Here is a 23,102-nt window from a genome sequence, read left to right as displayed (position 1 = left end):
GGGCGTGTCTGGTGCAGGGAGGAAGGAGGAGGGATTGAAATGAGGCTGGAAGACTCCTCTTCCTTCCAACACCACAGGCGGGTATGTAAAGAACTTTGAAATGTTCTTAGCGTGCCGTCCACCCTAATGCCATTTCGTACACCGAACCGGTAATCGCACCGGCAGCGTCAGAGCAAAGGAACGCCGCCAATCCGGCAACTTCGGCAGGCTCAATCAGCCGTTTGATAGCAGCCGGTTCGAGCATCACCTTTTCAATGACTTGCTCCTCTGGAATGCCACGAGTACGGGCCTGATCGGCAATCTGCTTTTCTACTAGCGGTGTGCGCACGTAGGCAGGGGCGATCAGGTTGACCGTGATCCCATAAGGGCCACCTTCGAGTGCGGCAGTGCGGGTTAGCCCGAGGAGGCCATGTTTGGCTGAAATGTAGGCACTCTTGAACGGTGAAGCACGTAGACTATGAACGGAACCGATGTTAACAATCCGGCCACGGCCATTGGCTTTCATACTCGGCCAGACGTATTTGGTCAAGCGGAAGGGGGCGGTCAACATGACGGCAATCATGGTTTCCCAGCGATCTTCGGGAAAGTCTTCGATGGCATCAATATGCTGAAAACCGGCATTGTTGATCAGCACATCCACTCGTCCATACGAATTGAGAGCGGCATCGACCGCTTGTCGACACCCGGCCTGCGTAGCTAAATCAACCCCGACGAAGAGACCACCCAATCGTTCGGCTGCTGCTTCACCTGCGGCACTCGGTAGATCGACCAAAACAACCTGGTAGCCGTCAGCAGCGAATCGTTCGGCACAGGCTAATCCGATGCCACTGGCTGCACCGGTGATGATGGCAACCTGCTTACTCATCGGTGTTCCTCCTTTGGATCGAATCTCAAGCTACTGAGCTTAGATAATGTCTCGAATGGCTGCAACAATTGCTGCCGGTGATTGATCGGCGTGAATGCGATAAATAGGCACATGTGTCTCGTAGTAGTCAATGATGGGCTTTGCTTGTTGCTCGTAGATTCGCAGACGTGCTCGAATGACTGCCGGCTGATCATCCTCGCGTTGCGACAACGTTCCACCCTCTGCCAGGTATTGTGCCATCTTTGTGGCATTGTCAATGTGTATGGTCTCTTCCTGACCGTCAAGCTTATGCCAGATACGGCGACCACTCAGCCGGCGTACAATCTCTGTTCCGTCCAGTTCAAGGACAATGACGGCATGAAGCTGGCGTCCCAATTCGGCCAGGATTGTATCGAGCATGCGTGCCTGAGCGATACTGCGAGGGTACCCCTCGATCAGACAGTCTTGGGATGGAGGAATGGCACGCAACCAGCTCCGCATCAGTTCGGCCATAACCTCGTCAGGTGCTAACTGGCCTTGTTCAAGCAATGGCTCGATTTGCCGTCCCAGGGTACTCTGGGCGTGAATTTCGGCACGGAGCTGTTGCCCGGTAGATATGATTGCCATCCCGGTAGCTTGCGCTAACTGAGTCGCGATTGTGGTCTTGCCAGAGCCGGGTGGGCCGATGAGAACTATTGTTTTTGCCGTCACATGTACCGTCTCGTTTTAACCTGATACACGATTAATGGCTTCGTCGATACCAGGGTATTCAGGACTCATCTGTTTAAGTGTTTGATATGTTGTGAGGGCTTCGTCCCATCGTCTCTGTTCTTCGTAGGTACGACCAAGACCAAAGTACGCACTGAGATAGTCGGGATCGAGTTCAATGGCCCGCTTAAACATCGGTTCGGCCTCCTGGTAACGGTCACTGAGAAAGAGACTCCAGCCGAGGCCGTTAAAAATCTCTGCTTCCTGATCATTAAGCTGAAGTGCTTTTTCAAATACTTCTATCGACTCAGCGTAACGTTCTTGGTATTGGAGAATCCAACCGAGGCCATTATATGCAAGACTAGCGTAGTCGTCGAGCTTGATAGCCGTGCGATAAGCGATTTCGGCTTGTTGATACAGTTGATTTTGTACATTCTGATCGGTGGCATCGTATCCGGCAAACAGGCTGGCTTCTCCTAAAAAGAAATGCGCGATTGCTGAGGATGGATTTAGTTCAACTGCCTGTTTGAAATAGTCAATGGCTGTTTGTGTATCACCCTGATCAAAGGCGACTCGTCCTAGACCGAGCAAGGCATCACTATCGTTGGGATGTTGTTTGCGAGCTTGCTCAAAGGCGCGTTTGGCTTCATCGAGCTGATTATCAAAGTACGCGATCCAACCCAGTCCTGTGCGAGCCGGACTAAAGGCAGGATCGAGTTGCAACGCAGCGTTGTATTCATTACGCGCCGTGGCTCGATCGTTCGTCGAAAGATAGATGTTTGCCAGCTCATAGTGGAAGAAAGCCAGCGTTGGGTAAGCGTCAATGGCAGCTTCAAGACTGCTGATTGCCTGTTCGAGCACTGCCGAATCGTTACGCAGTTTGTAGTCCTGGGCAAAAGCCCAGCCCAGAAGTGCACGGATGAATGCCTGTGTCAACGGATCACTCTGGTTGAGACGGTCTTCGGCATCACCAATCGCGGCAAATGCCTCGTCCATCAGGGCATTATTCCGACTATCGGCAGCATTCGTTGCGACCACTACTGCGCGTAAGGCATAACCAATCGCGGCGGTTGGATCGGCAGCGATAGCACGTTGACTTGCCGTGCGCGCCTCCACAATATTCCCCAATTGAAAGTAGGCGTAACCACTAATACCTTCGCCAATTGCTCTGTCAGAGCCACTGTTGGCATTGCGTAACGACTCCGTTGCCTTTAGCGCTGTATCCCAATCACCTTGCGCCAGTAAAGCCCATGCCAGGCGGGCATGCGCCTGCATATTAGCCGGATCGGCGTCGACTGCTGACCGATAGGCTGTGATGGCACTAGTCAATCCATTTGGGCGAGCCAGCGCGGCGTCGCCTTCATTTATGAGCGTTTCATCGGGTTGTGTGATAACCGTTGGCGACCGCGGCGACGAAGGGCGAAAAAGGAAGAAGGCAGTCAGGCTACCTCCAATCAAAACGACACTGGCGATGAGACCGATAAGAATGAGGCCAACCGGTACCCCTTTTCTAGGGGTTTGGAGTGGCGCTGTCGGAACGTTAAGCGGGTTTGGTGTTGGTGGGGTAACGCTGTATGGATGGGCTGCTGGTGCCGCTGGTGTTTGAACGTAGACGGGTGGTGGGGTGGCAGGCGCGGTTGGTGCATACGCGGGTGGTGGGGTGGCAAGCGCGGTTGGTGCATACGCGGGTGGTGGGGTTGGTTGGCCTGAGATGGCAGCAGCCGGCATCCCGCGCTGTGGCGTTAAGGGGCGGCTCAATTCTTGTTCGCTTAGGCCAACGGCCTGCCGCAACGCGGCAACCATTTCGCCAGCCGAGGCAAAGCGGGCTTCGGGCTTACGCGCCAGCGCACGCATGATAACATCTTCAACGGCTGGTGGTAGATCGCTACGGAGGTCGCGGGGCGGAATAGGCGCATGAATGAGACGCGCGGCCAGCATCGCCATTGGGGTCTCGGCTTTGAAGGGAAATGCCCCGGTGAGCAGCTCGTAGAGCATCACACCCAGGGCATAAATATCAGTTGGCGGACCAACGTTAGGCAACCCCTGTGCCTGTTCAGGGGACATATATTCAGGGGTTCCCATCACCGTCCCAGCGATGGTTAAACCACTGCTACTGCTGCCGATACCACGTGCCAGGCCGAAGTCGGTCAGATAAATCCAACCGTCGTCGGTAATCATCACGTTCGAGGGTTTAATATCACGGTGAATAATGCCTTGCCGATGGGCGTAATCGAGTGCTTCACCAACCTGAGCCAGGATATGCGCAGCCCGTTTTACCGGCAATGCACCTTCTTGTTGAAGCAACTGTTTGAGCGTGCGCCCTTGAATGAACTTCATGGCGATATAGTGGTATCCAGCCACTTCACCAACTTCATAAATGGGCATAATGTGGGGGTGCTCTAAACGGGCAGCACTGCGCGCCTCTTGTCGAAAACGAGCAACATAGCTCTGATCGCTGGTCAACTCTGGCGGCAGAATCTTCAACGCGACAATACGATCAAGATCGGTCTGGCGTGCTTTGTAAACAACAGCCATCCCACCACGTCCTAGTTCAGCAATGATCTCAAACCGGCCAAGCGTTTGACCAACAAGGGATAGTTCACTCATAATTTTTCCTAACTCGCCTGGAGTGTGTCTGAAAAGTGTTTCGCTTACCGACTTCTGGCCCGCATACTGAGGTGAGCGGGTAGAGCCGTTGAATGTCATTAGAGAGTCGTATCGTCGTGCGCTTCTACCATCCCCGTATCTTGCGACACGCAGGTAGAACCATCGTACAACGCATAAGCACGCACCGGCGGGCGAGTTTAGAACCCGCTCCTACCGATGCAGTGGCGAGCACGATGGACGAGACACGCCACCCCCCGAACGGCAACACACCCGCTCACGGTCGAACCTAAGAGGGTGTGTGCGTAGATAACCATCGGGACCGAAAGATGCAGGCCTCTTCTCACTTCTGACACCTGGTCCGTGCTCCCAGTAAATCGGTGCCGGCTACGGACGCTCTCTCAGAGTGTGTCTGAACATACTCCTGGAACCTAGGAGCGCGGGCCTCCGGCTCGTGTCCTGCCGTGAGCAGTTGTCCGACTGTGCTCTGTAGGTCGCGACTCACGGCGCGGTAGCCTTCTCCTTTCCTTCCGGCTGACCCCCTCTGCTTCTACAAGGGAAGAGGAAGGAGAAGAACAACCAGCGACACAAAAGGTTTTTTCGACACCCTCTCAGACACATCAAAGCCCGGCTTCAATTCATGATGTACCGGCTGCATACGTATAACGACTGATTAGGTTGCCGTTTGCATCACGTAAGACGGCGCTGTCGGTAGTATTGTTCCAAATAGGCTGTCGTGAACCCCAGTATACGTTATACGCATCATCGATTCCGGCCTTCGTCCACACTTTCACTTCAGCGCCACCGGCAAGGGTAAAGGCAGGGAAGGTGTACGTGCGTTGGCTCCCTTCATCAACCAGTGTCCAGCCAGTAAGGTCAACCGGTTCGTGAGACTGATTGGTGATAACGACAAATTCACCTTCCAGATCGCTACCAGGCGGATCGTATTCAATGTATGTGATACTTACGTTGGGAGGTTCTGCAACCAGTCGTTCAATCTCGGTAATCGACCCAGCTACCTCTTCGGTCAAGAGTTCGGCAATATCTTCCTCGACCGGCTCGCCATCTGCCTGGCCAGCGGGTGATGGCGACGATGAAGCGAGCGCTTCTGGGGTAATGATCACAGTCAGATGTTGTTCAGGTTCGGGGTGACGGGTTGGAGGGAGTGCGGAAGGTTCATTTGCCCAGTGGTTGATCTCTTGCTCGGCAATGCGCGCAAAATCACCGGGCAGGCTGGCAAACCCATGGCTCAGCTCATACAATGCCCGTTCCATATGCATGCGACTCTGAGCTGGCAGGAGACCAAGGGGCAGCCGCAGCAGCCCAAGGCCAAATCGACCAACTTGAACGGCTGTCTGTTCAATCGTATCGTACAGTGGATCGTTGTGGGATGAGCGGGTAGACATAGTACCCTCCTCCAAACAATTATCGTTACGGTCGCCAATCGACCGCTTTCACTGCAAACTTGTCACCAGACCGGCATATTTCTCGGTCAAGACGCGGGCATGCTCTTCACTGGTACCTTCTGCAATCACATGAAAGAACGGCCCATCAGGGTCGGGTAAGATCAGCACCCATTCCTGGCCCAATTCGATCTTGATACCGTCAATCTGCTCGCCATGTCGCTCGTGGTATTGTTGATTGAGGATTCGCATCACCTTGCCCTTGCTCTCCCACCGGCATGGGACACGGGTTTGCCAGAGGTAATAAGGTGGTAGATCGGCCAATACCTCGCTGAGTCTGGTTTGGTTAAGGGTAAGCAGCTCCATCAGCCGGGCAATCGCAAACATTCCATCGGCAACGGGGTAGAAATGTGGGAAGATATAGTTGCCTGTCCCATCACCAAGCAAGAGCAGATCGGGGCGTTCAGCGGCTAGATTCATCAACGCGCCGACATTGGCGCGAGTACGGATGATACTCCCACCGTAGCGGGCAGCGATCTGCTCAAACGCCCGTGGTGCAGTCACCGGTACGGCCACAATCCCACCGCCATTGGCGCGCATTGCCAGTGCCGTGATGGCTGCCAATGCGCGTAGCGGATGCAACCGGTGCCCCTGATCGTCAATCAGGAAAATTTTCTCGCCACCGGGATCGAGCCGTACCCCAAATTGCGCACCAACGACCGGCGTAATCTTGGTCAACCGGGTCATTGCTGCCTCAAAGTCAGCACTTGTCTGAAAGACCATGCGTTCATCGAGGTAGACATTCAACTCCACTGCATCAGCCTGCATGCGACGCAAAATTTCAGCCATGACCGTGCTGGTGCTGGTGTTTGCGTAGTCGATTACGATAGGGAAGCCTTTGCCAAAGGCGGCATTTTGTCCCAGGGCTTTCATAAATGCCGCCCGATATGTCTCTTCAACATCTTCCCCATAGAAAATACGACCGATCTCATCGAGGTAGGCCCGGCGGTAATCTTCACGGAAAAACGTGTTCTCAATTTTTCGTTCGGTAGCACTGTTGATGTCGAGACCGAGATGGTTGAAGAACTTAATTTCAGCAACCCGATTGTCGAAGGGCGAGATACGCACATGAACACCACCAGCCGCACCACTGGCGTAAGTATAGTAGCGGGCAATCGGAATCGGGACATTACGCAGGTCACAGACGTTGATCCCGGCCGAGGGCAAACCGGCGATGATAGCCCGTTTGAGCATACGAGGCGTAAAGTGGGCGTCACGGTTAATGGTAACGGTTGAGCCGCGAGGGAGAGTAGCACCGTAAGCTGCACCCAGGCGGGCACACATTTCGGGTGTAATCTCGATGTTGACCAGGCCGGTGATCCCGTAGCGCCCGAATAGCACACGCCGACCCTGACTGCCCCAAATAATACTGGACGTGACCGTCGCGCCTTCATCAACTTCTTTTGAAGGCCAGATTTTGACATTCGGCTGCACAACGGCTCCGGCACCGATTTGTACGCCGTCACCGATTACAGCCCCTTCAAAAATCATTGCCCGTGAACGGATATTGCACTGACGCAAGACAATCGCGCCGCGTAGCTCGGCTCGTTCGCCGATGTAGGAATTGCGCCAAATGATCGAGCGGTCGATGTTGGCCCGGCTATCAACGATGGTGTAATCGCGGATGACCGATGGCCCATGAATGATTACCCCACCCTTAATCTTGGCGCCATGACCGAGATAAATAGGGCCGTGCAGTTGAGCGTCAGGGGCAATTTCAGCATCGCGATCAATCCAGATGTCGCCACCGATATTGTGACCGATACGCGGCAGATTCACCTTTCCAGACAGATAATCGCTACACGCCCGCATGTATTCCTCGATGGTACCAACATCCGTCCAATATCCGTTGGCAATATATCCGTAAAGACGGTCGTTACGGTGCAGCATGCGCGGAAAGACATCTTTTGACCAGTCGGTGACTTTGCCGCGTTCGATATAGCTAAAAATTTCAGGATTGAAAACGTAGATACCTGTATTGACCGTATCTGAGAAGACCTCACCCCAGCTCGGTTTTTCAAGTAATTGGCGGATGCGCCCCTGTTCATCGGTAATGATGACGCCATAGTCAAGCGGATTGGCCACGCGAGTCAGGGTAATTGTGGCGGTTGCGCCAGACGCAATGTGATATTCAATGATTTGCGTGAGGTTGAAATCGGTTAGCGCATCACCAGAAATGACCAAAAATGGTTCTGTTAGCAGATGTTCAGCATTTTTGACACTACCGGCGGTACCGAGGGGCACTTCTTCAAGAGAGTATGTAATATTAACACCATACGCACTGCCATCGCCGTAGTAATCCTGGATCACATTAGCCAGGTACTGCACGGTAATGATAATATCGGTAATTCCGTGCAGTTTGAGCAATTCAATAATATGCTGCATCACCGGTCGATCGACCAGTGATACCATCGGCTTGGGGCGATTGATCGTGAGCGGTCGCAGGCGAGTGCCCTCGCCGCCGGCCATCACAACAGCTTTCATGGCGGCTCCTGCAAACTGTCGATACCGCGACGACAACCAGGCTGCGCGGCGGAGGGGCGGGATACCACAACAGCACCCTCAGTATATCATGGTACGAACCTGCCCGGCAACCTCTTGCCGAAAATGTTCTCTCGTGTTATACTCGCCGAGGGGGGACGTGGCGGAATGGCAGACGCGCATGACTTAGGATCATGTGCCGCAAGGCGTGTGGGTTCAACTCCCACCGTCCCCACCACCTGAGCACCGTGTAGCGTATCTATGCTACACGGTTTTTTGCTGTAGTTCGGTATACAGGCTCAATGCGATTCGACGCCGTTCATTATCAATACTGAGAATTACCCCCTGCACCTCGCGACCAGGGACAAACTTTTGCGGCAACGGTTGTTGATCGGGTGGAATGTGGCTGATATGAGCAAGACCCTGCACGCCGGGTACTAGTTCGATAAATAAACCAAAGCCGGTGATCCCGGTAACGATGCCCTTTACCTGCATACCAACCGTAAACCGTTGGCTAACGTCACGCCATGGATCAGGACTGAGCCGACGGATGCTCAGGTTGACACGGAGACGTTCTTCATCAATGTCGGTAATCATCGCCCGTACTATCTGGCCGGGTTGAAGCGCCTGGCGAGCATCACCGAGCCAGCGCCAGTCAATTTCCCCGACGTGGACGAAGCCCTCAACACCGCTCACGTCAATCACGGCACCGTAGCGTAGCACTCGCAGAACGGTACCTTCGACCACTTGTTCAATGCTCAGTTGTGCCAACCGTTTTCGGCGTTGTTGCAGGCGTTCGTTGTCTAACGTTGGCAGCACAATAGTCGGTACTTGACGATCCTGGTCGGTTGTGGTCGATGTCGCCGAGGTCTGACGGAGCGCAGCTAGACAGCGGGTCGCATGGTGACGAATTTCGGCACTGGGATCATGAGCGGCGATATGGCTCATCAGTGGCATACTCTGCTCGTCGTGCCATTCAGCCAGAATGCTCAACAACTTCTTAATCAGTGCGCGATTTCGTACTGTTGCCCGCTCAAGAACGTTGCGTAAGGCGGGTGCCGCAGGCCGGTAATCGACAGTATGGAAAAAGCGAATGACCTCGTTGAGCAAGTGGCTGCCTTCTTCGTTGAGTAATGGGATGAGCGCTGGTGCGGCTTCGACGGCATGCAGTTGGATCAGAGTCCGCACTGCAAGAGTACGTAATCCGACGACATAACAGGCAATTTCGATGAGTAATGGAACGGCGCTGCGAGCCTGCAAACGGGCGAGCGATTGCATTGCAACGCTAGCGGCACGGCTAGGAATGTGTTGTTGAGTTGTATGCTGGGCAATACATTCTTCCAGAAACTTGAGTAAGCCGGGAATGGCAGCCGACACATGAAGCAGACCGGCTGCTTCAGCCGCAGCAATGCGTATGACCAGATGGGGGCTGTTTAGGAAATCGGGGATCGCGCTTGCCAGCGTGTGGTCACCGAGGCGAGCCAGTGCCACAATTGCCGCAGCGACAATTGGTGGTTCAGGGTCATCAAGACATGCGCTAATCTGGTCTCGGGCATCGCTAACAAGTCGTCGGCCTAGCGTGCGGATAGCCGCCGCCGCCACGAATGTCTTTGGATCGTCGATGGCGGCCAGCAGCGTGTCGATAACCACAGGTGAGAGCGGTTTCTGACTGTAGCCGATTGCTTCAGCCGCAACTTCACGTACCACTGGGCGCGGATGGGTCAGGGCGGGAAGCACCAGATCGGGATCAACATTGAGGTTGACCAACCGGCTAGCAGCTCGTGCCCGTACCAGTTGGTCACGAGAATGGATTGCTCGCGCCAGCTCTTCGAGTTGGTCGGTCATTAGCTCACTAAGCCGTTTGCGGTCATTGGCCGTATCACCTTCGTAATCATCGAGATGACTCATAGGCTGCTCTCGTGGTATGATGCCTCACCGGCGAGCAAATGGCGCTGAACTTTGCCAAGAGCATTGCGCGGGAGCGCACTGACAAAGCGAATGCGCCGTGGTCGTTTGTATGCAGCCAGATACTGCCGACAGTGTGCGATGAGTTCATCAGCCGTGACCGGTTGCTCATTCGTTACCACCGCGGCCACCGGTATTTCGCCCAAATCGGGATCGGGCTGACCGTACACGGCGCATTCGACAACTGCCGGATGTTGAGCGAGGACTTCTTCGACCTCACGGGGATAGATGTTGAAGCCGCCACTGATAATCAGCTCGTGGCTACGGCCGGTGATGTGGAAGTAGCCATCGTCGTCGACGAAACCTAGATCACCGGTGTTGAACCAGCCATCAGCCGTGAAGACAGCAGCAGTTGCTGTTGGGTTGCGCCAATACCCTTGAAACAGATGCGGTCCACGGACCTGAATCTCGCCGATCTGACCTGCCGGTAACGGTTGACCGGTCACGCGATCAACGATGCGCGCCTCTTGACCGGGAAACGGCATACCAACGCTGCCAGGCCGTCGTTCACCGTAGTACGGGTTGGTCAGGTTCATTCCTGTCTCGGTCATGCCGTAGCGTTCAAGGATTTGCTGACCGAAAAGCGCGGCAAAATCGGCAAATGTTTGCGGGCTGAGTGGTGCCGACCCCGATACAAAGAGGCGGATATGGTGTTTCGGAACCTCAGAGCGTCGGGCAACTTCTATCAAGCGCACGTACATCGTCGGTACCCCGAAAAAGAGGGTAATTGCCGGATCATTCATCCGCTGGAGGGCAATTTCAGCATCAAAACGGGGGTGCAATTCAAGACTGGCGCCGCTGCGGATGGTACCGTGCACTCCCACACCCAAACCATGAACATGGAAGAGAGGCAGCATGAGCAGCAAACGATCAGCTTCCGTCCACTGCCAGGCGTTAAGCACGGCATCACAATTGGCTGTCAGGCTGGCATGAGTGTGTACTGCCCCTTTTGCCCGACCGGTCGTACCCGATGTGTAAGCGATCAGTGCCATCTCGTGGGCCGCTGGCGGGTCGAACGACGTGGGGTCGGTTATCGGTGCACCACACAACTCTGCCGACGGCTTCAGCACATAAGGCCGGTTGGCCGGCATTGCTGCGCTCAAGATGGCTTCATTATCATCGGTTGCTACCACAATTGTTGGCGCCGAATCGCTCAACAGATGGTTCAGCTCGGTGTGTCGATACTGCGGATTGATCAGCACAACTGCGGCACCGGCCAGTTGCGCGCCGAAGTAAGCGGCAATAAAAGCAGGGGTGTTCGGCAGGGCCAGCGCAATGCGGTCGCCACGCTGAACACCGAGAGCCTGAAAGCGTGCGGCCCAACCGGCTGCCGCTCCGGCCAATTCGGCATAGGTGATGGTATGTCGATCCTCGACAATGCACGGTCGATCAGGCGTGCGCCTAGCATAGTGCAGCAGGGTAGCAATGATCGGCAACGATGACATGATACTCTCCGCAGAAGTGTAAACCTTCCGGCAATACCGATGTACTAATGTTGTATTGCATTATAGCGATCCCGATACCGTTCTTGAGTTACAAGATCACGACGAACGGCGAAGCTCTCACGAGCCTCGCCGTTCGATCAGTGAGCGGATCAGATGTTCTTATTTATCGCGCTTTGCCTCGCCGAGCGCAGCCTGGGCGGCAGCCAGACGGGCAATCGGTACACGGTAGGGCGAACAACTGACATAATTAAGCCCAACCCGATGGAAGAACTCAACGCTGGCCGGATCGCCACCGTGTTCTCCACAAATCCCCACCTTAAGGTTTGGTCGGGTGGATCGTCCTCGTTCGGTGCCGATCTGTACCAGTTGCCCGACGCCGCGCTGATCAATGGTCTGGAACGGATCGTCTGGAATCAGCTTCTTTTCGACGTAGATCGGCAGGAAGCGACCTGAGTCATCACGCGAGAGGCCAAGCGTGGTTTGCGTCAGGTCATTCGTACCGAAGCTAAAGAATTCGGCAACCTGAGCAATTTCATCAGCCACCAAGGCAGCGCGTGGCAACTCGATCATCGTACCGACCAGGTACGGCACTTCGATCCCGGCTTCAGCAAAGACCTCGCTAGCAACGCGCCGGACAATCTCCTCTTGCAGCTTCAGTTCGCTTACGTAGCCAACCAGCGGGATCATCACTTCGGGGTAGACGTCGATCCCTTCTGATTTCACCTTTACCGCTGCCTTGAAGATGGCTCGGGCCTGCATTTCGGTGATTTCGGGGTAGAGGATGCCCAGACGGCAGCCACGGAAGCCCAGCATCGGGTTAGCTTCGCGCAGGCTTTCTACGCGGGCCTTGACCTTCTTTGGATCAACGCCGAGTTTGGTCGCCAGTGCCTCAATCTCTTCGTCGTCGTGGGGCAAGAACTCGTGGAGCGGCGGATCAAGGGTGCGGATCGTCACCGGTAGTCCGGCCATTTCACGGAACAGACCCTCGAAGTCGCCCTGCTGAAGTGGTTCGATCTTGGCCAGTGCCGCTCGCCGCTCTTCAGGGGTATCGGCGAGGATCATCTCGCGCATTGCATCAATGCGATCACCTTCAAAAAACATATGCTCAGTGCGGCAAAGACCAATCCCCTCAGCGCCAAATTGACGTGCAACACGTGCGTCGCGTGGAATATCGGCGTTGGCGCGTACACCGAGTTTACGGAACTCATCGGCCCACGACATCAGGGTCGCAAAGTCGCCGGAGAGTTCTGGCTCGACCGTCGGCATCTGGCCCGCGAAGACTTCACCACTTCCACCATCGATCGTAATCCAGTCGCCCTTGCGAATAACGGTACCGTTGACCGTCATCATCTGTTCGGCGTAGTTGATCCGCAGATCGCCGGCGCCGGCCACACACGGTTTGCCCATCCCACGAGCGACAACCGCAGCATGTGAGGTCATCCCACCACGTGCTGTCAGAATGGCCTGGGCAGCCACCATACCATGGAAGTCTTCCGGCGCCGTCTCGATCCGTACCAGAATGACCTTTTCACCAGTCTTGGCCAGTTCTTCGGCTTCATCGGGATCAAACACAGCTTTACCGGACGCTGCACCAGGTGACGCTGGTAAACCAACGGTCAACGGCTGCGCATCTTTACGCGCAGCGGGATCAATCATGGGGTGGAGTAATTGATCAAGCGCGTGCGGATCAACCCGTTGTACAGCCGTTGCCTTATCGATCAACCCTTCGCGCACCATATCGACCGCGATCTTCACAGCGGCGGCGCCGGTGCGTTTGCCGGTGCGGGTTTGAAGCATCCACAGCTTACCGCGCTCGATGGTAAACTCAACGTCCTGCATGTCTTTGTAGTGGCGTTCAAGCTGCTTGGCAATCTCGTGGAACTGGGCGTACACCTCTGGCATCTCTTGCGCCAGTTTGCTAATAGGCTGTGGTGTGCGGATACCGGCCACCACGTCTTCACCCTGAGCATTTACCAGATATTCGCCGAAGATTTCGGGGTCGCCGGTACTGGGATTGCGGGTAAAGGCCACACCGGTTGCCGAGTCGTTCCCCATATTGCCGAAGACCATGGCCTGAACGTTGACAGCCGTACCTAGATTGTCGGGAATCTTGTTAACGCGACGGTAATCGACGGCACGGCGACCGTTCCACGAGCGGAAGACTGCGGCAATCGCAGCGCGCAACTGCTCGAACGGGTCTTCGGGAAAATCTACGCCGACGTCTTCTTTGATAATCGCCTTGAATTTTTCTGCCAGCGCGAGCAGTTCCTCGGTGGTCAGATCGGTATCTTGCCGTTGCCCGTGGCCTTTTGCCTCCTCCATTTCGTGCTCGAAGCGGTCACCGTCAACGCCAAGCACAATCTTGCCGAAGAGTTGTACGAACCGGCGGTAGGCATCGGCGGCGAAACGTGGGTTATCGGTAAGACGGGCCAATCCTTCACGGGTCTCCTGGTTCAAACCGAGGTTCAGCACGGTATCCATCATACCGGGCATCGAAAACTTTGCCCCAGAACGGACTGATACCAGCAATGGGTTGGACGGATCACCGAATCGCTTGCCGGTTTGAGCCTCGATGTCTTTCAAGCCTTCCAACACCTGCTCCCACATCCCTTCGGGGAACTGTTGGCCGTTCTCATAGTAGGCATTGCATGCCTCTGTTGTAATAGTAAAACCCGGCGGCACCGGCACCCCGGTTCGTGTCATCTCGGCAACACCAGCCCCTTTGCCGCCCAAGAGATCGCGCATTGAAGCGTTTCCCTCACGGAAGAGGTAGACCCATTTCTTTGTCATAATCTGGTTCCTCCCTAATGCGTCTTTTGTTGAAATCGTGATAGCTGCGCACGCTAGAAAGTGCTCCCTTCCCCGGAACAACTCGGAAGTAGTCTCAAAACAAATTTTTCAGTTGGCCGGTTTGGTCGCACCCCCATGGTACGACGCTGATCTAAGAACGCAATTGTAGATAACGCAACTATACCGCGCTGTATCGCAACTGTCAAAAGGTAGGTACAATAGTAGAAATGGTGGTATGGTGTTACAACATCTAGTGGAGTGGTAAGCAGAGTGTACCCGATCGTGGGTTTGAGAGCGTTCCTGAAGAATGTTCCCATGACCTATGACTTGGAAGGGCAGGCCTCTAGAACGTTTCCTGCAGCCGCGTAAGGGTACGGCGCTGCTGTGCGCCTACCCCGTGTAATGTCTGTCTCGCCCACAGGTGGTCTTCGATGGAGGATAATCATCTGTGGAAGAACGTTACAAGTCCCCGTTCATTGCCGCTGGTGGCGAGGTATTGCAGGCGTTGTTCCAACGCAATAATACCACGCACGAGGTCTATCCTCTTCTCTGAGCATGCGAGCCTCTAGCCTGCCCAGTGACGTATAATGTGCTCAAAAGGAAAGGAAGCCGCTACCAATGCAACTCGATTGGGAACGAATCAGGTTACCAGCCGATACAATACGGTTAACAACGATTGACGCCCACGCTGCTGGTGAGCCATTGCGTATTGTGACTGCAGGGTTACCAGAACTTGTCGGCCACACGATGCTAGAACGGCGTCGCTTCATGCGCGACCACTTTGATTATATTCGACGGGCTTTGATGTGGGAACCGCGCGGACACTACAACATGTATGGTTGTGTAATCACACCTCCGGTAAGTGCCGAAGCTGATCTCGGCGTGCTATTTATGCACAATGAGGGTTACAGCACGATGTGCGGCCATGGCGTGATCGCACTGGTTACCGTGCTCGTTGAGAGCGGTGCGGTGAAGGGAAATGACCACCATGCTTCAGTGACGCTCGACACTCCCGCTGGGTTAGTTCACGCAACGGCAGATATTGAGCAGGGCCATGTGACAAGGGTGTCGTTCCGCAATGTCCCATCATTTGTGTACAGGCGCGATCTCGTCATCGATGTGCCAGGCTACGGTCAGGTCACATGCGATATTGCCTGGGGTGGTGCGTTTTACGCTGTACTTCCCGCGGCACAGCTTGGTTTGCGCGTTGAGCCGACACAAACGGCAGCACTTGTTGCGGCAGGCGAAGCGATCAAACAAGCCGTCAATGCCGTATTACCAGTTCAGCATCCGTATGAACCTGATCTGAGCTTTCTGTACGGAACTATCTTGACCGATAACGCTGAAGACCCTACTCATCACAGTCGCAACATCTGCGTCTTTGCCAATGCCGAAGTTGATCGCTCACCAACGGGAACTGGTGTCTCGGCACGTCTGGCAATTCACTATGCCAGAGGTGAGATCGAGCTTGATCAGACGATAGCCGTGGAAAGTATTCTCGGTCGGCGTAGTATCTTCAGTGGGCGAGTTGTCGCACAGACCCAGATCGGCTCATATCCGGCTATTATTCCCGAAGTGAGCGGGAGAGCTTTCATTACCGGTCGCAGTGAATTTGTCATTGATCCGCGTGATCCACTCGGTGAAGGATTCTTAGTTGATCAGGTTATGATGTAACTTTTCAAGGCAGGTTCTCGCCTCTTTGATCGGGAGGTGAGTCAGCAGTTTACGCTTCCAGAGTACAGGTGCATCGTCTATTCCCTTCTTACGAGGGTGTATTCAACCGACGTGAAATCAGGCAAATAATTTCATCGGCGCTCTCTTCAATCGATTTATCGGTAACATCAATCGTCGTCCAACCATTCTTTCGGAATGTTTGTCTGGCCCATTCCACTTCCTCGTGGGCTGCTTCGAGATTGGTGTATGTGCCACCGAGGTTGACACCCATGCGGCGTTGGCGCCAGCGCCGACGGGCAGCAATCTGCTCGGCTTCGACGATTAACCCGATCACTCGCCGTCGATCAATCTGAAACAAGGTCTCAGGGAGCGGAATATTGCGTACCAGCGGCACATTGGCGACTTTCCACCCCAACACTGCCAGATACATACTGAGCGGGGTTTTGCCGACACGCGAAATCCCAACCAGCACAATATCGGCCTGATGGAGTTCGTGTGGTTTGTTGCCGTCGTCATGGGCAACGGTGTATTCAATTGCCTCCAACCGTTCAAAATAGGTCGAACGGCGTGGTTGATACAACCCCGGCTTGCCAATCGGTTCTTTTTGCAAGACGGTCGCTAATCGTGACAGGACACTTCCCACCAGATCGATTTCGGCTACCCCCATTTCGCGGGCCAGGCGCATCAGTTCACGTCGCAGCACCGGTTCCATCAGCGTATGTAAAATCGTGCCATTGTTTTGGGCAGCCTGTGTTACGACTTCGGTAATCTGATTCAGATCGCGGACATTAGGCACGATGATGAGTGGAACTTCAGCTCCTTCAAATTGGGAAAGTGTCAGGCGAGCAACCTGTTCACCAACCGCGCCCGCACCACCAGACACGATATAGAGGGGTGGCGCCGTTTGAGAGTTTGAGAGTTCGCTCATTCGCAAACGTTTCGTAATCTACAAATGGTCGCTTGTTCGGCACAATGACTCGTAGACGAAAGGGTATAGTTATTGGTATGATACCACTAAACTAGCGAGCTGCACAGCGGGAATGAGGTATGGAAATCTTTTCAATTGACGGTGCACAGATTCATGCGATTGATGTCGGGCCGCGTCATGCGCAACTGGCCGTGCTCATTCATGGCTGGTCAAGTTCATCATTTGCAATGTCACCACTGATTCCCATACTGAGCCGTCGTTTCCGCTGTGTAGCTGTTGATCTTCCCGGCTATGGTGAGTCACCACCACTGCGTGAACGGGCTACCATTGGGCGATATGCGCAGATTATTGGTCGCCTGATCACCGGCTTGAGCGAGCACCCGGCAGTGTTAGTTGGTCACTCAATGGGTGGCATGATCAGCGCCACGCTTGCATTGCAGGTTCCGCAACTGGTTGATCGGATGGTCCTCCTCTGTCCAACCATCTCTGGTCGTTTATCGTTCTGGATCAATACATTCGTCTCACCGATCACGATGATCGAGCGTATTCCGCTCCTGGATCGGTTTCTTTCGTTGCTTGAACCATCGATGCTGTACGTCACCGATAGCCTAATGAAACCGGCGTCATTTGCCGAGCGTTCAGCAATCAGTGAAGCCGATTACTTGCGCCTGCGCGCTGATGCTCGCCGACCTGGGCAGGGTCGGGTACGGGCTGAATGTTTCGTTGCGATGCGCAATCAGGACTTAAGTGGGCGGTTACGTGAGCTTGAGACGCCAGCGTTAGTCATCTGGGGGGCAGAAGACAATACGGTGCCTTTGCGCGATGCTGGTGTCATTGCCGATGAGTGGACTTCTGCCGATCTCCGCATCATTCCGAAAGCGGGTCACTGGCCACATTTCGAGACACCAGAAGTGACAATGCGCTATATTGCCAGTTACCTGGGATTACCGTCAATTATCGGCGAACCGGATGTGTTAGTGCAACCGGCAGAAGTGACGACCCAGATCGCCGAGTTTCTCGCGAATTCGCAAATTGGTAATGGCTTAAACCTTGCGCAGCGTGTCCGGCTGGCGGCCCATTTAGAGCGCCGACGCTACGCACCAGGGACACTGGTGGATCGGACAAATCAGGAGTCAACCGATCTGTATCTGGTGCAAGAAGGATCATTAGAGATCTGGAGTCCGCCGATAGAAGGTGATCCCGATAGCCAGCGCTTGTTGATGACTGTTGTCAGTGGGCAAATTACTGGCGAGATGTCGTTACTCGATGGTGGCAGGCGGAGTGCTGATCTGCGGGCCGGTGAAGATGGGGTGACCCTGCTGGCATTGCGACGGGAACGACTACGGGCACTGGCTGAAGATGATCCTGCGCTCGGGAATGCGGTGCTGTGGAATATAGCCACTGCCCTTGCTTTACGATTACGCCTGGCTAACTGGCAACAACAAGGGTTGGTGCGGCAATTGCAGGTGCTGCGGCAGGAGGAGTTACAATAGTTTTGTCTGAAGCCAGCGCTGTCAGTTCGCTCGTCAATTAAGAAAAGGTACTATCCTATGGCAAAGCTAACGTATAAAACGGATGAGCATTCGTGGTGGCAACGGGCAGTCATGGTTAGCGGTGATGGATTGGTCTTTATCATCTTTGCCTTACTAGGTCGCAGTTCACATGGTCTGGTCGATGAGCATCCGCTGCTGGCAGCAGTGCGCGTAGCGTTCCCATTTTTCCTGAGCTGGCTACTGGTTGCGCCGTGGATCGGTGTCTTTCGCCAACACCCGCCCTTACGTATGATCGGTCTCACACAAGTAGCATGGCTGATCACCTTGCCGGTGGGTCTCGGTTTGCGTTGGTTGCAACTCGGACGGGCAAGCCCGCTCAGTTTTGCGCTGGTTACGTTCCTGACGGTGGCTATCTTGCTCGTGATCTGGCGTGGTAGCTACAGTTGGTGGACAACGCGCCGGGCCGGGTAATCTCAGATGGTCAGGTGTAGAACGTCGGGGCCTGGCGATCGCAGGATGGATGCAGGGAAACAATCGGGATTGCACTAACATAGGTGGGCGGGAAGCCTGGCAACCCGCCCCAAATAATGAGCCACATAGAGCGCCGACCCTCTACTACACACTAACCTCTAGCTCGAGTGGTAAGCGTTCATCGATCCAGTAGCGCAAACTGGGGTAACGCAGCTCGATTCCCAGATCATGGCGCATACGAGCGTTACTCAATCGCACCGAAGAAGTCAACGCCCCGATCACCGAGCGGTCGATACCGGCGCGGATACCGATGCTGGGATCAAAGGTGCGTGGCGGTAGCATACCGAGCCGACGACGTACCTCACTGACAATCTCAATCAGACGTAGAGGTTCGTCATCGCCAACGTTGTAAATAGCTCCGATCTGACCAACCTCGGCAGCACGAATGAGCACTTCCAGCGCATCATCAATGTGAATATGGGGAACAAAATTGCGCCCATTCCCATAAATCGTCAACTGACCGCTGGCAATCGCCTCTAGTGGATCGCGATCAGGTCCGTATACCGTTGCCATCCGCAAGATGATTGCTGGAAAGCGATATGAACGCACCGCTTGCAGCACCATCTGTTCGGCAGTGGCCAGAATCGTACCAAGAGGGTATGAAGGTGCAACCGGACTGTCCTCATCTACCCAACTTTCACCCTGATCACCGTAGGGGGCGATGCCCGACGTCCACAGATAGGTACGCACAGTGCGAGCACGGACAGACATCGCGATCAGGTGTTGGTTGCCATCAATGTACAGTGCACGGAGGAGCGCTGAGCCATCGATCGGCATCCGATTGGTGAGGTTGAAAACGACTTCTATGTCGTCGGTAATACCATCAATCGTTTCGGGGCGAGTAAGATCGCCGATCCAGACGGCCATTCCGCGAGCGGCAAGACGCTCAACAACCGGGTCTTCGGCGCTGGAGACAAGACCGCGCACGCGATGGCCGGCAGCCAGGAGGCGGGCAGCCAATCGCGAACCGATGTATCCCGCTGCGCCGGCAATCAGATAATTCGTCATACGTCACCTCGTCGTGTGGGGGCGGGTGACTTCTCTGACACCGCCCAACTTATAGCAGGCTGCACATCGGTAAGTGCGGTGCTTGTCTGTAAACGTGCAGCAGGTTAGTGTTCATTGTAACACCGGCAAGCGCGCATGGCTAGCGGAAATTTACCTGGCAAAAGGTGGGCAAAGAGTGGACGATCTATGAGGGATAGTAGATGTGGGTAGGCAAAGGGATGATCTCTGCCTACCCAGTGCAGGGTACGGTAACGGAGGTTCTGCTTATCTTACGGGAGCCGCTCGTAAGCTGGGAGCGTCAAAAATTCAACAAACTCGGAGTCGGTTGTAATTTCATCAAACAGCTCGGCAGCTTCTTCATAGCGGCCATCTTCGTAGGCGGGGCCGAGAATCTCGCGTACTTTCGCCAACTCTTCAGGCAGCATCTGGCGGAAGAGTTCTACCGTAACCTTACGACCATCCTCGAGCACACCCTTCGGACTACGGATCCACTGCCAGATCTGGGCGCGCGAAATTTCAGCGGTAGCAGCATCTTCCATCAAGTTGAAGACGGGAACACAACCATTCCCGGCCAGCCAGGAACCGAGATACTGAATGCCAACATTGATGTTCAGACGCATGCCCTGTTCAGTAATCGGTCGTTCTGGCCCAAAGGCCAGCAGATCGGCTGCGGTCACCTGCACATCGTCACGCTGGCGGTCAATCTGATTGGGTGTGGGCATCAAGCGATCAAAGACTTCCATTGCCACCGGTACCAGGCCGGGGTGTGCCACCCATGTACCATCGTGACCATCGGACGCTTCGCGTTCTTTGTCAGCACGTACCTTCGCGAGCGCGGCTTCATTTGCGACCGGATCATTCTTGATCGGAATCTGAGCGGCCATGCCACCCATAGCGTGCGCACCGCGGCGATGACACGTCTTGATGGCCAGGAGCGAGTACGAACGCATAAAGTGAGTCGTCATCGTTACTAACGCCCGGTCGGCCAGGCAGAAATTGGGATCGTTGCGGAACTTCTTGATACACGAGAAGATGTAATCCCAGCGTCCACAATTCAGACCAGCCGAGTGCTCACGTAGCTCATAGAGAATTTCGTCCATCTCGAAGGCGGCGAGGATAGTCTCGATCAGAACAGTGGCTTTAATCGTACCCCGTGGAATACCACGTAGCTCCTGAGCCAGGACAAAGATGTCGTTCCACAGTCGTGCTTCGAGATGGCTCTCTAGCTTGGGTAGATAGAAATAGGGACCACCCTGGATGTCAATTGCAGTCTGGGCATTATGGAAAAAGTAGAGGCCGAAGTCGAAAATCGAACCAGAAATCGGTTCGCCATCAACCAGCATATGCTTTTCGTTAAGGTGCCAGCCACGGGGGCGCACAAACAGGATTGCCGGGTTGTCGTTGAGGGCGTAGTACTTACCTTCGGGGCTAGTGTAAGTAATGGTACGACGGAGAGCATCACGCAGATTGATCTGACCTTCGATCTGGTTCTCCCATGTCGGAGTATTGGCATCCTCGAAATCGGCCATAAAGACCTTTGCCCCCGAATTGAGCGCATTGATAATCATTTTGCGGTCAACCGGACCGGTAATTTCAACCCGACGGTCTTTGATCTGGTGTGGAATTGGAGCAATCGTCCAATCACTCTCGCGAATATGGGCAGTTTCAGCGAGAAAATCGGGTCGCTCACCAGCATCAATAGCCCGTTGCCGTTCGGCGCGACGGGCGAGTAATTCGAGACGGCGGCCATTGAAGTGGCGGTGAAGCGTAGCGAGGAACTCGAGAGCCTCTGGTGTAAGTATTTCAGCGTATGCGGGTGTTATCGGCGCAGTAATCGTGACTCCGGCGGGGAGTGGTTGGGTGGTCATGAAACCCTCCTTTCATCATGCGGAAAACATTTCCGTGCGCTATTATACCAGAGAAAGTAACAGTCTATGGCGAGGTGATGTCAAGCAGGAAAAAAGGGAGAGAAGAAGCGATTGGGCGAACGAGGGATGCCGGGCACATTCCGCAGCACGAACCCTGGACTTCCAAAATGGGAATGCCCAAGACTCGTCGCTCAGGTCCGTCACCGACCGTCGGAGCGGCGTCTATACCCGATCTTCAACAGCGCTGACCGCATCATTGGCGCGAGAACGGGGGACTGACCATAGCCACCGCACGCTCCACAGGTTGCTCACTCCGCTCTTGTCTCTCTTCAATCCCACTACAGGATCAGGTAAAACGTTGAAAATCTCTGCAACCCAGGCAGATGGGCTTGACGGGTAACACGAAGAATGATAGGTTGTAGAACAAACGTTCATTCTTTCAGGAGGTGGATGATGAGTAGTCAAACCGTGATGACCACACCAATCGTCTACCCCGACAGTGATGGTATGCCGATGGCCGACAATACGAAACAATTCCGGGCAATCGTCACCATTCAGGGTAATCTCGATGCCATCTTTCGGGAACGGGATGATGTTTTTGTCGCTGGCGACCTGCTCTGGTACCCCGTCGAAGGTCGGCCTGACATTCGCCGTGCGCCTGATGTGATGGTTGTTTTTGGGCGACCGAAAGGTGATCGCGGTTCGTATCGCCAATGGGAGGAAGACGGAATTGCACCCCAAGTCGTGTTTGAGGTGTTATCGCCAAGTAATACGTTGACCGAACTGGCGGCTAAGCAGGAGTTCTACGATACATACGGGGTTGAAGAGTATTATCTGTACGATCCTGACCGTGGGGATATGAGTGGCTGGCAGCGGCGTGATGGGCGGTTACGAGTAATCCAGGAACTTGATGGTTGGGTCAGCCCACGGCTGGGGATCCGGTTTGGTCGTACCGATCAGGGAATGCAATTGTACTGGCCGGATGGCCGCCCATTCGTCAGCTTCGTTGAGCTACAGGCACAAGCCGAGCAGGAACGCCAACGCGCTGAGCAGGAGCGTCAACGCGCTGAGCAGGAACGTCAACGCGCCGAGCGGTTAGCTGCTCAACTGCGGGCACTCGGAATTGAACCTGCTGAGGAGTGAGTGCTGTCTCTTTGGATCAGTGCAGCATATCCGTAAGATGGGCAGGATGTCGTTCTAGTACTTCCCAGTTCGTGAATGGTAGAAGGAGCATAGCAGCACTATCCCGCTGTTATGATGGTATAGTACATACTACCGTCCAGCAGGGAAATGCTGCAAG

At 54.6% G+C, this 23,102-nt stretch carries 15 protein-coding genes and 1 tRNA gene; 5 read left to right on the top strand and 11 right to left on the bottom strand.

The features are described 5' to 3' along the window. Positions 1 to 106: 106 nt before the first annotated feature. The 5 genes from QTO31_RS13340 to QTO31_RS13320 form a co-directional block, all read right to left on the bottom strand. Positions 107 to 865 (bottom strand): 3-hydroxybutyrate dehydrogenase, encoded by a 759-nt coding sequence (locus QTO31_RS13340; protein ID WP_031459614.1) that lies wholly within the window; start codon positions 863 to 865, stop codon positions 107 to 109. 39 nt (positions 866 to 904) lie between these two features. Next, a complete protein-coding gene (locus tag QTO31_RS13335; protein ID WP_031459615.1) occupies positions 905 to 1,555 on the bottom strand; it encodes an adenylate kinase family protein in 651 nt (216 codons plus the stop codon). Positions 1,556 to 1,570: 15 nt separating this feature from the next. Further along, positions 1,571 to 4,159 (bottom strand): serine/threonine-protein kinase, encoded by a 2,589-nt coding sequence (locus QTO31_RS13330; RefSeq protein ID WP_301429542.1) that lies wholly within the window; start codon positions 4,157 to 4,159, stop codon positions 1,571 to 1,573. A 635-nt stretch (positions 4,160 to 4,794) separates the two neighbouring features. Continuing rightward, positions 4,795 to 5,562 (bottom strand): lamin tail domain-containing protein, encoded by a 768-nt coding sequence (locus QTO31_RS13325; protein ID WP_301429541.1) that lies wholly within the window; start codon positions 5,560 to 5,562, stop codon positions 4,795 to 4,797. 48 nt (positions 5,563 to 5,610) lie between these two features. Next, positions 5,611 to 8,103, bottom strand: coding sequence for a mannose-1-phosphate guanyltransferase (locus tag QTO31_RS13320; RefSeq protein ID WP_031459618.1), 2,493 nt, complete (start codon positions 8,101 to 8,103; stop codon positions 5,611 to 5,613). A gap of 151 nt (positions 8,104 to 8,254) precedes the next feature. Between QTO31_RS13320 and QTO31_RS13315 the strand changes: the two genes are divergently transcribed. After that, a tRNA-Leu gene (locus QTO31_RS13315) sits at positions 8,255 to 8,338 on the top strand. Between the two features lie 26 nt (positions 8,339 to 8,364). Here the strand turns inward: QTO31_RS13315 and QTO31_RS13310 are convergent. The 3 genes from QTO31_RS13310 to ppdK form a co-directional block, all read right to left on the bottom strand. After that, positions 8,365 to 10,008, bottom strand: coding sequence for a S1 RNA-binding domain-containing protein (locus tag QTO31_RS13310; protein WP_301429539.1), 1,644 nt, complete (start codon positions 10,006 to 10,008; stop codon positions 8,365 to 8,367). Continuing rightward, positions 10,005 to 11,510: an acyl-CoA synthetase gene (locus QTO31_RS13305; RefSeq protein WP_301429538.1), complete on the bottom strand. Its 1,506-nt coding sequence runs from the start codon at positions 11,508 to 11,510 to the stop codon at positions 10,005 to 10,007. Before QTO31_RS13305 ends, QTO31_RS13310 begins: the two co-directional genes overlap by 4 nt. A 159-nt stretch (positions 11,511 to 11,669) precedes the next feature. After that, positions 11,670 to 14,300, bottom strand: a complete 2,631-nt coding sequence (gene ppdK, locus QTO31_RS13300; protein WP_301429537.1) for a pyruvate, phosphate dikinase — start codon at positions 14,298 to 14,300, stop codon at positions 11,670 to 11,672. Between the two features lie 618 nt (positions 14,301 to 14,918). On the opposite strand from ppdK, the gene QTO31_RS13295 reads away from it, so the two are divergent. Further along, positions 14,919 to 15,974 (top strand): proline racemase family protein, encoded by a 1,056-nt coding sequence (locus tag QTO31_RS13295; protein ID WP_301429535.1) that lies wholly within the window; start codon positions 14,919 to 14,921, stop codon positions 15,972 to 15,974. A gap of 88 nt (positions 15,975 to 16,062) precedes the next feature. Here the strand turns inward: QTO31_RS13295 and QTO31_RS13290 are convergent, their stop codons facing one another. Next, positions 16,063 to 16,902: a pyruvate, water dikinase regulatory protein gene (locus QTO31_RS13290; RefSeq protein WP_031458605.1), complete on the bottom strand. Its 840-nt coding sequence runs from the start codon at positions 16,900 to 16,902 to the stop codon at positions 16,063 to 16,065. Positions 16,903 to 17,021: 119 nt separating this feature from the next. Between QTO31_RS13290 and QTO31_RS13285 the strand changes: the two genes are divergently transcribed. Both QTO31_RS13285 and QTO31_RS13280 read left to right on the top strand, forming a co-directional pair. After that, positions 17,022 to 18,395, top strand: a complete 1,374-nt coding sequence (locus QTO31_RS13285; protein ID WP_031458604.1) for an alpha/beta fold hydrolase — start codon at positions 17,022 to 17,024, stop codon at positions 18,393 to 18,395. Positions 18,396 to 18,452: 57 nt separating this feature from the next. Next, on the top strand, positions 18,453 to 18,866 hold the full coding sequence (locus QTO31_RS13280; protein ID WP_301429532.1) for a DUF3054 domain-containing protein: 414 nt from the start codon (positions 18,453 to 18,455) through the stop codon (positions 18,864 to 18,866). A gap of 144 nt (positions 18,867 to 19,010) precedes the next feature. On the opposite strand, the gene QTO31_RS13275 is transcribed toward QTO31_RS13280, so the two are convergent. Further along, entirely contained in the window at positions 19,011 to 19,934 is a 924-nt protein-coding gene (locus tag QTO31_RS13275) for an NAD-dependent epimerase/dehydratase family protein (protein WP_301429529.1), read from the bottom strand. 269 nt (positions 19,935 to 20,203) lie between these two features. After that, positions 20,204 to 21,802 carry a malate synthase A gene (gene aceB, locus QTO31_RS13270; RefSeq protein ID WP_301429527.1) on the bottom strand — a complete coding sequence of 533 codons (1,599 nt, stop codon included), beginning with the start codon at positions 21,800 to 21,802 and terminating at the stop codon, positions 20,204 to 20,206. A gap of 453 nt (positions 21,803 to 22,255) precedes the next feature. On the opposite strand from aceB, the gene QTO31_RS13265 reads away from it, so the two are divergent. Beyond that, complete coding sequence (locus QTO31_RS13265; protein ID WP_301429525.1) at positions 22,256 to 22,945, top strand: Uma2 family endonuclease; 690 nt, start codon at positions 22,256 to 22,258, stop codon at positions 22,943 to 22,945. Positions 22,946 to 23,102: the final 157 nt, after the last annotated feature.

Origin of the sequence: Chloroflexus sp. MS-CIW-1 (assembly GCF_030444705.1) — a bacterium.
Lineage (GTDB): Bacteria > Chloroflexota > Chloroflexia > Chloroflexales > Chloroflexaceae > Chloroflexus.
Note: the sequence above shows the minus strand (reverse complement) of the source record. Positions and strands in the feature narration are given on the sequence as shown.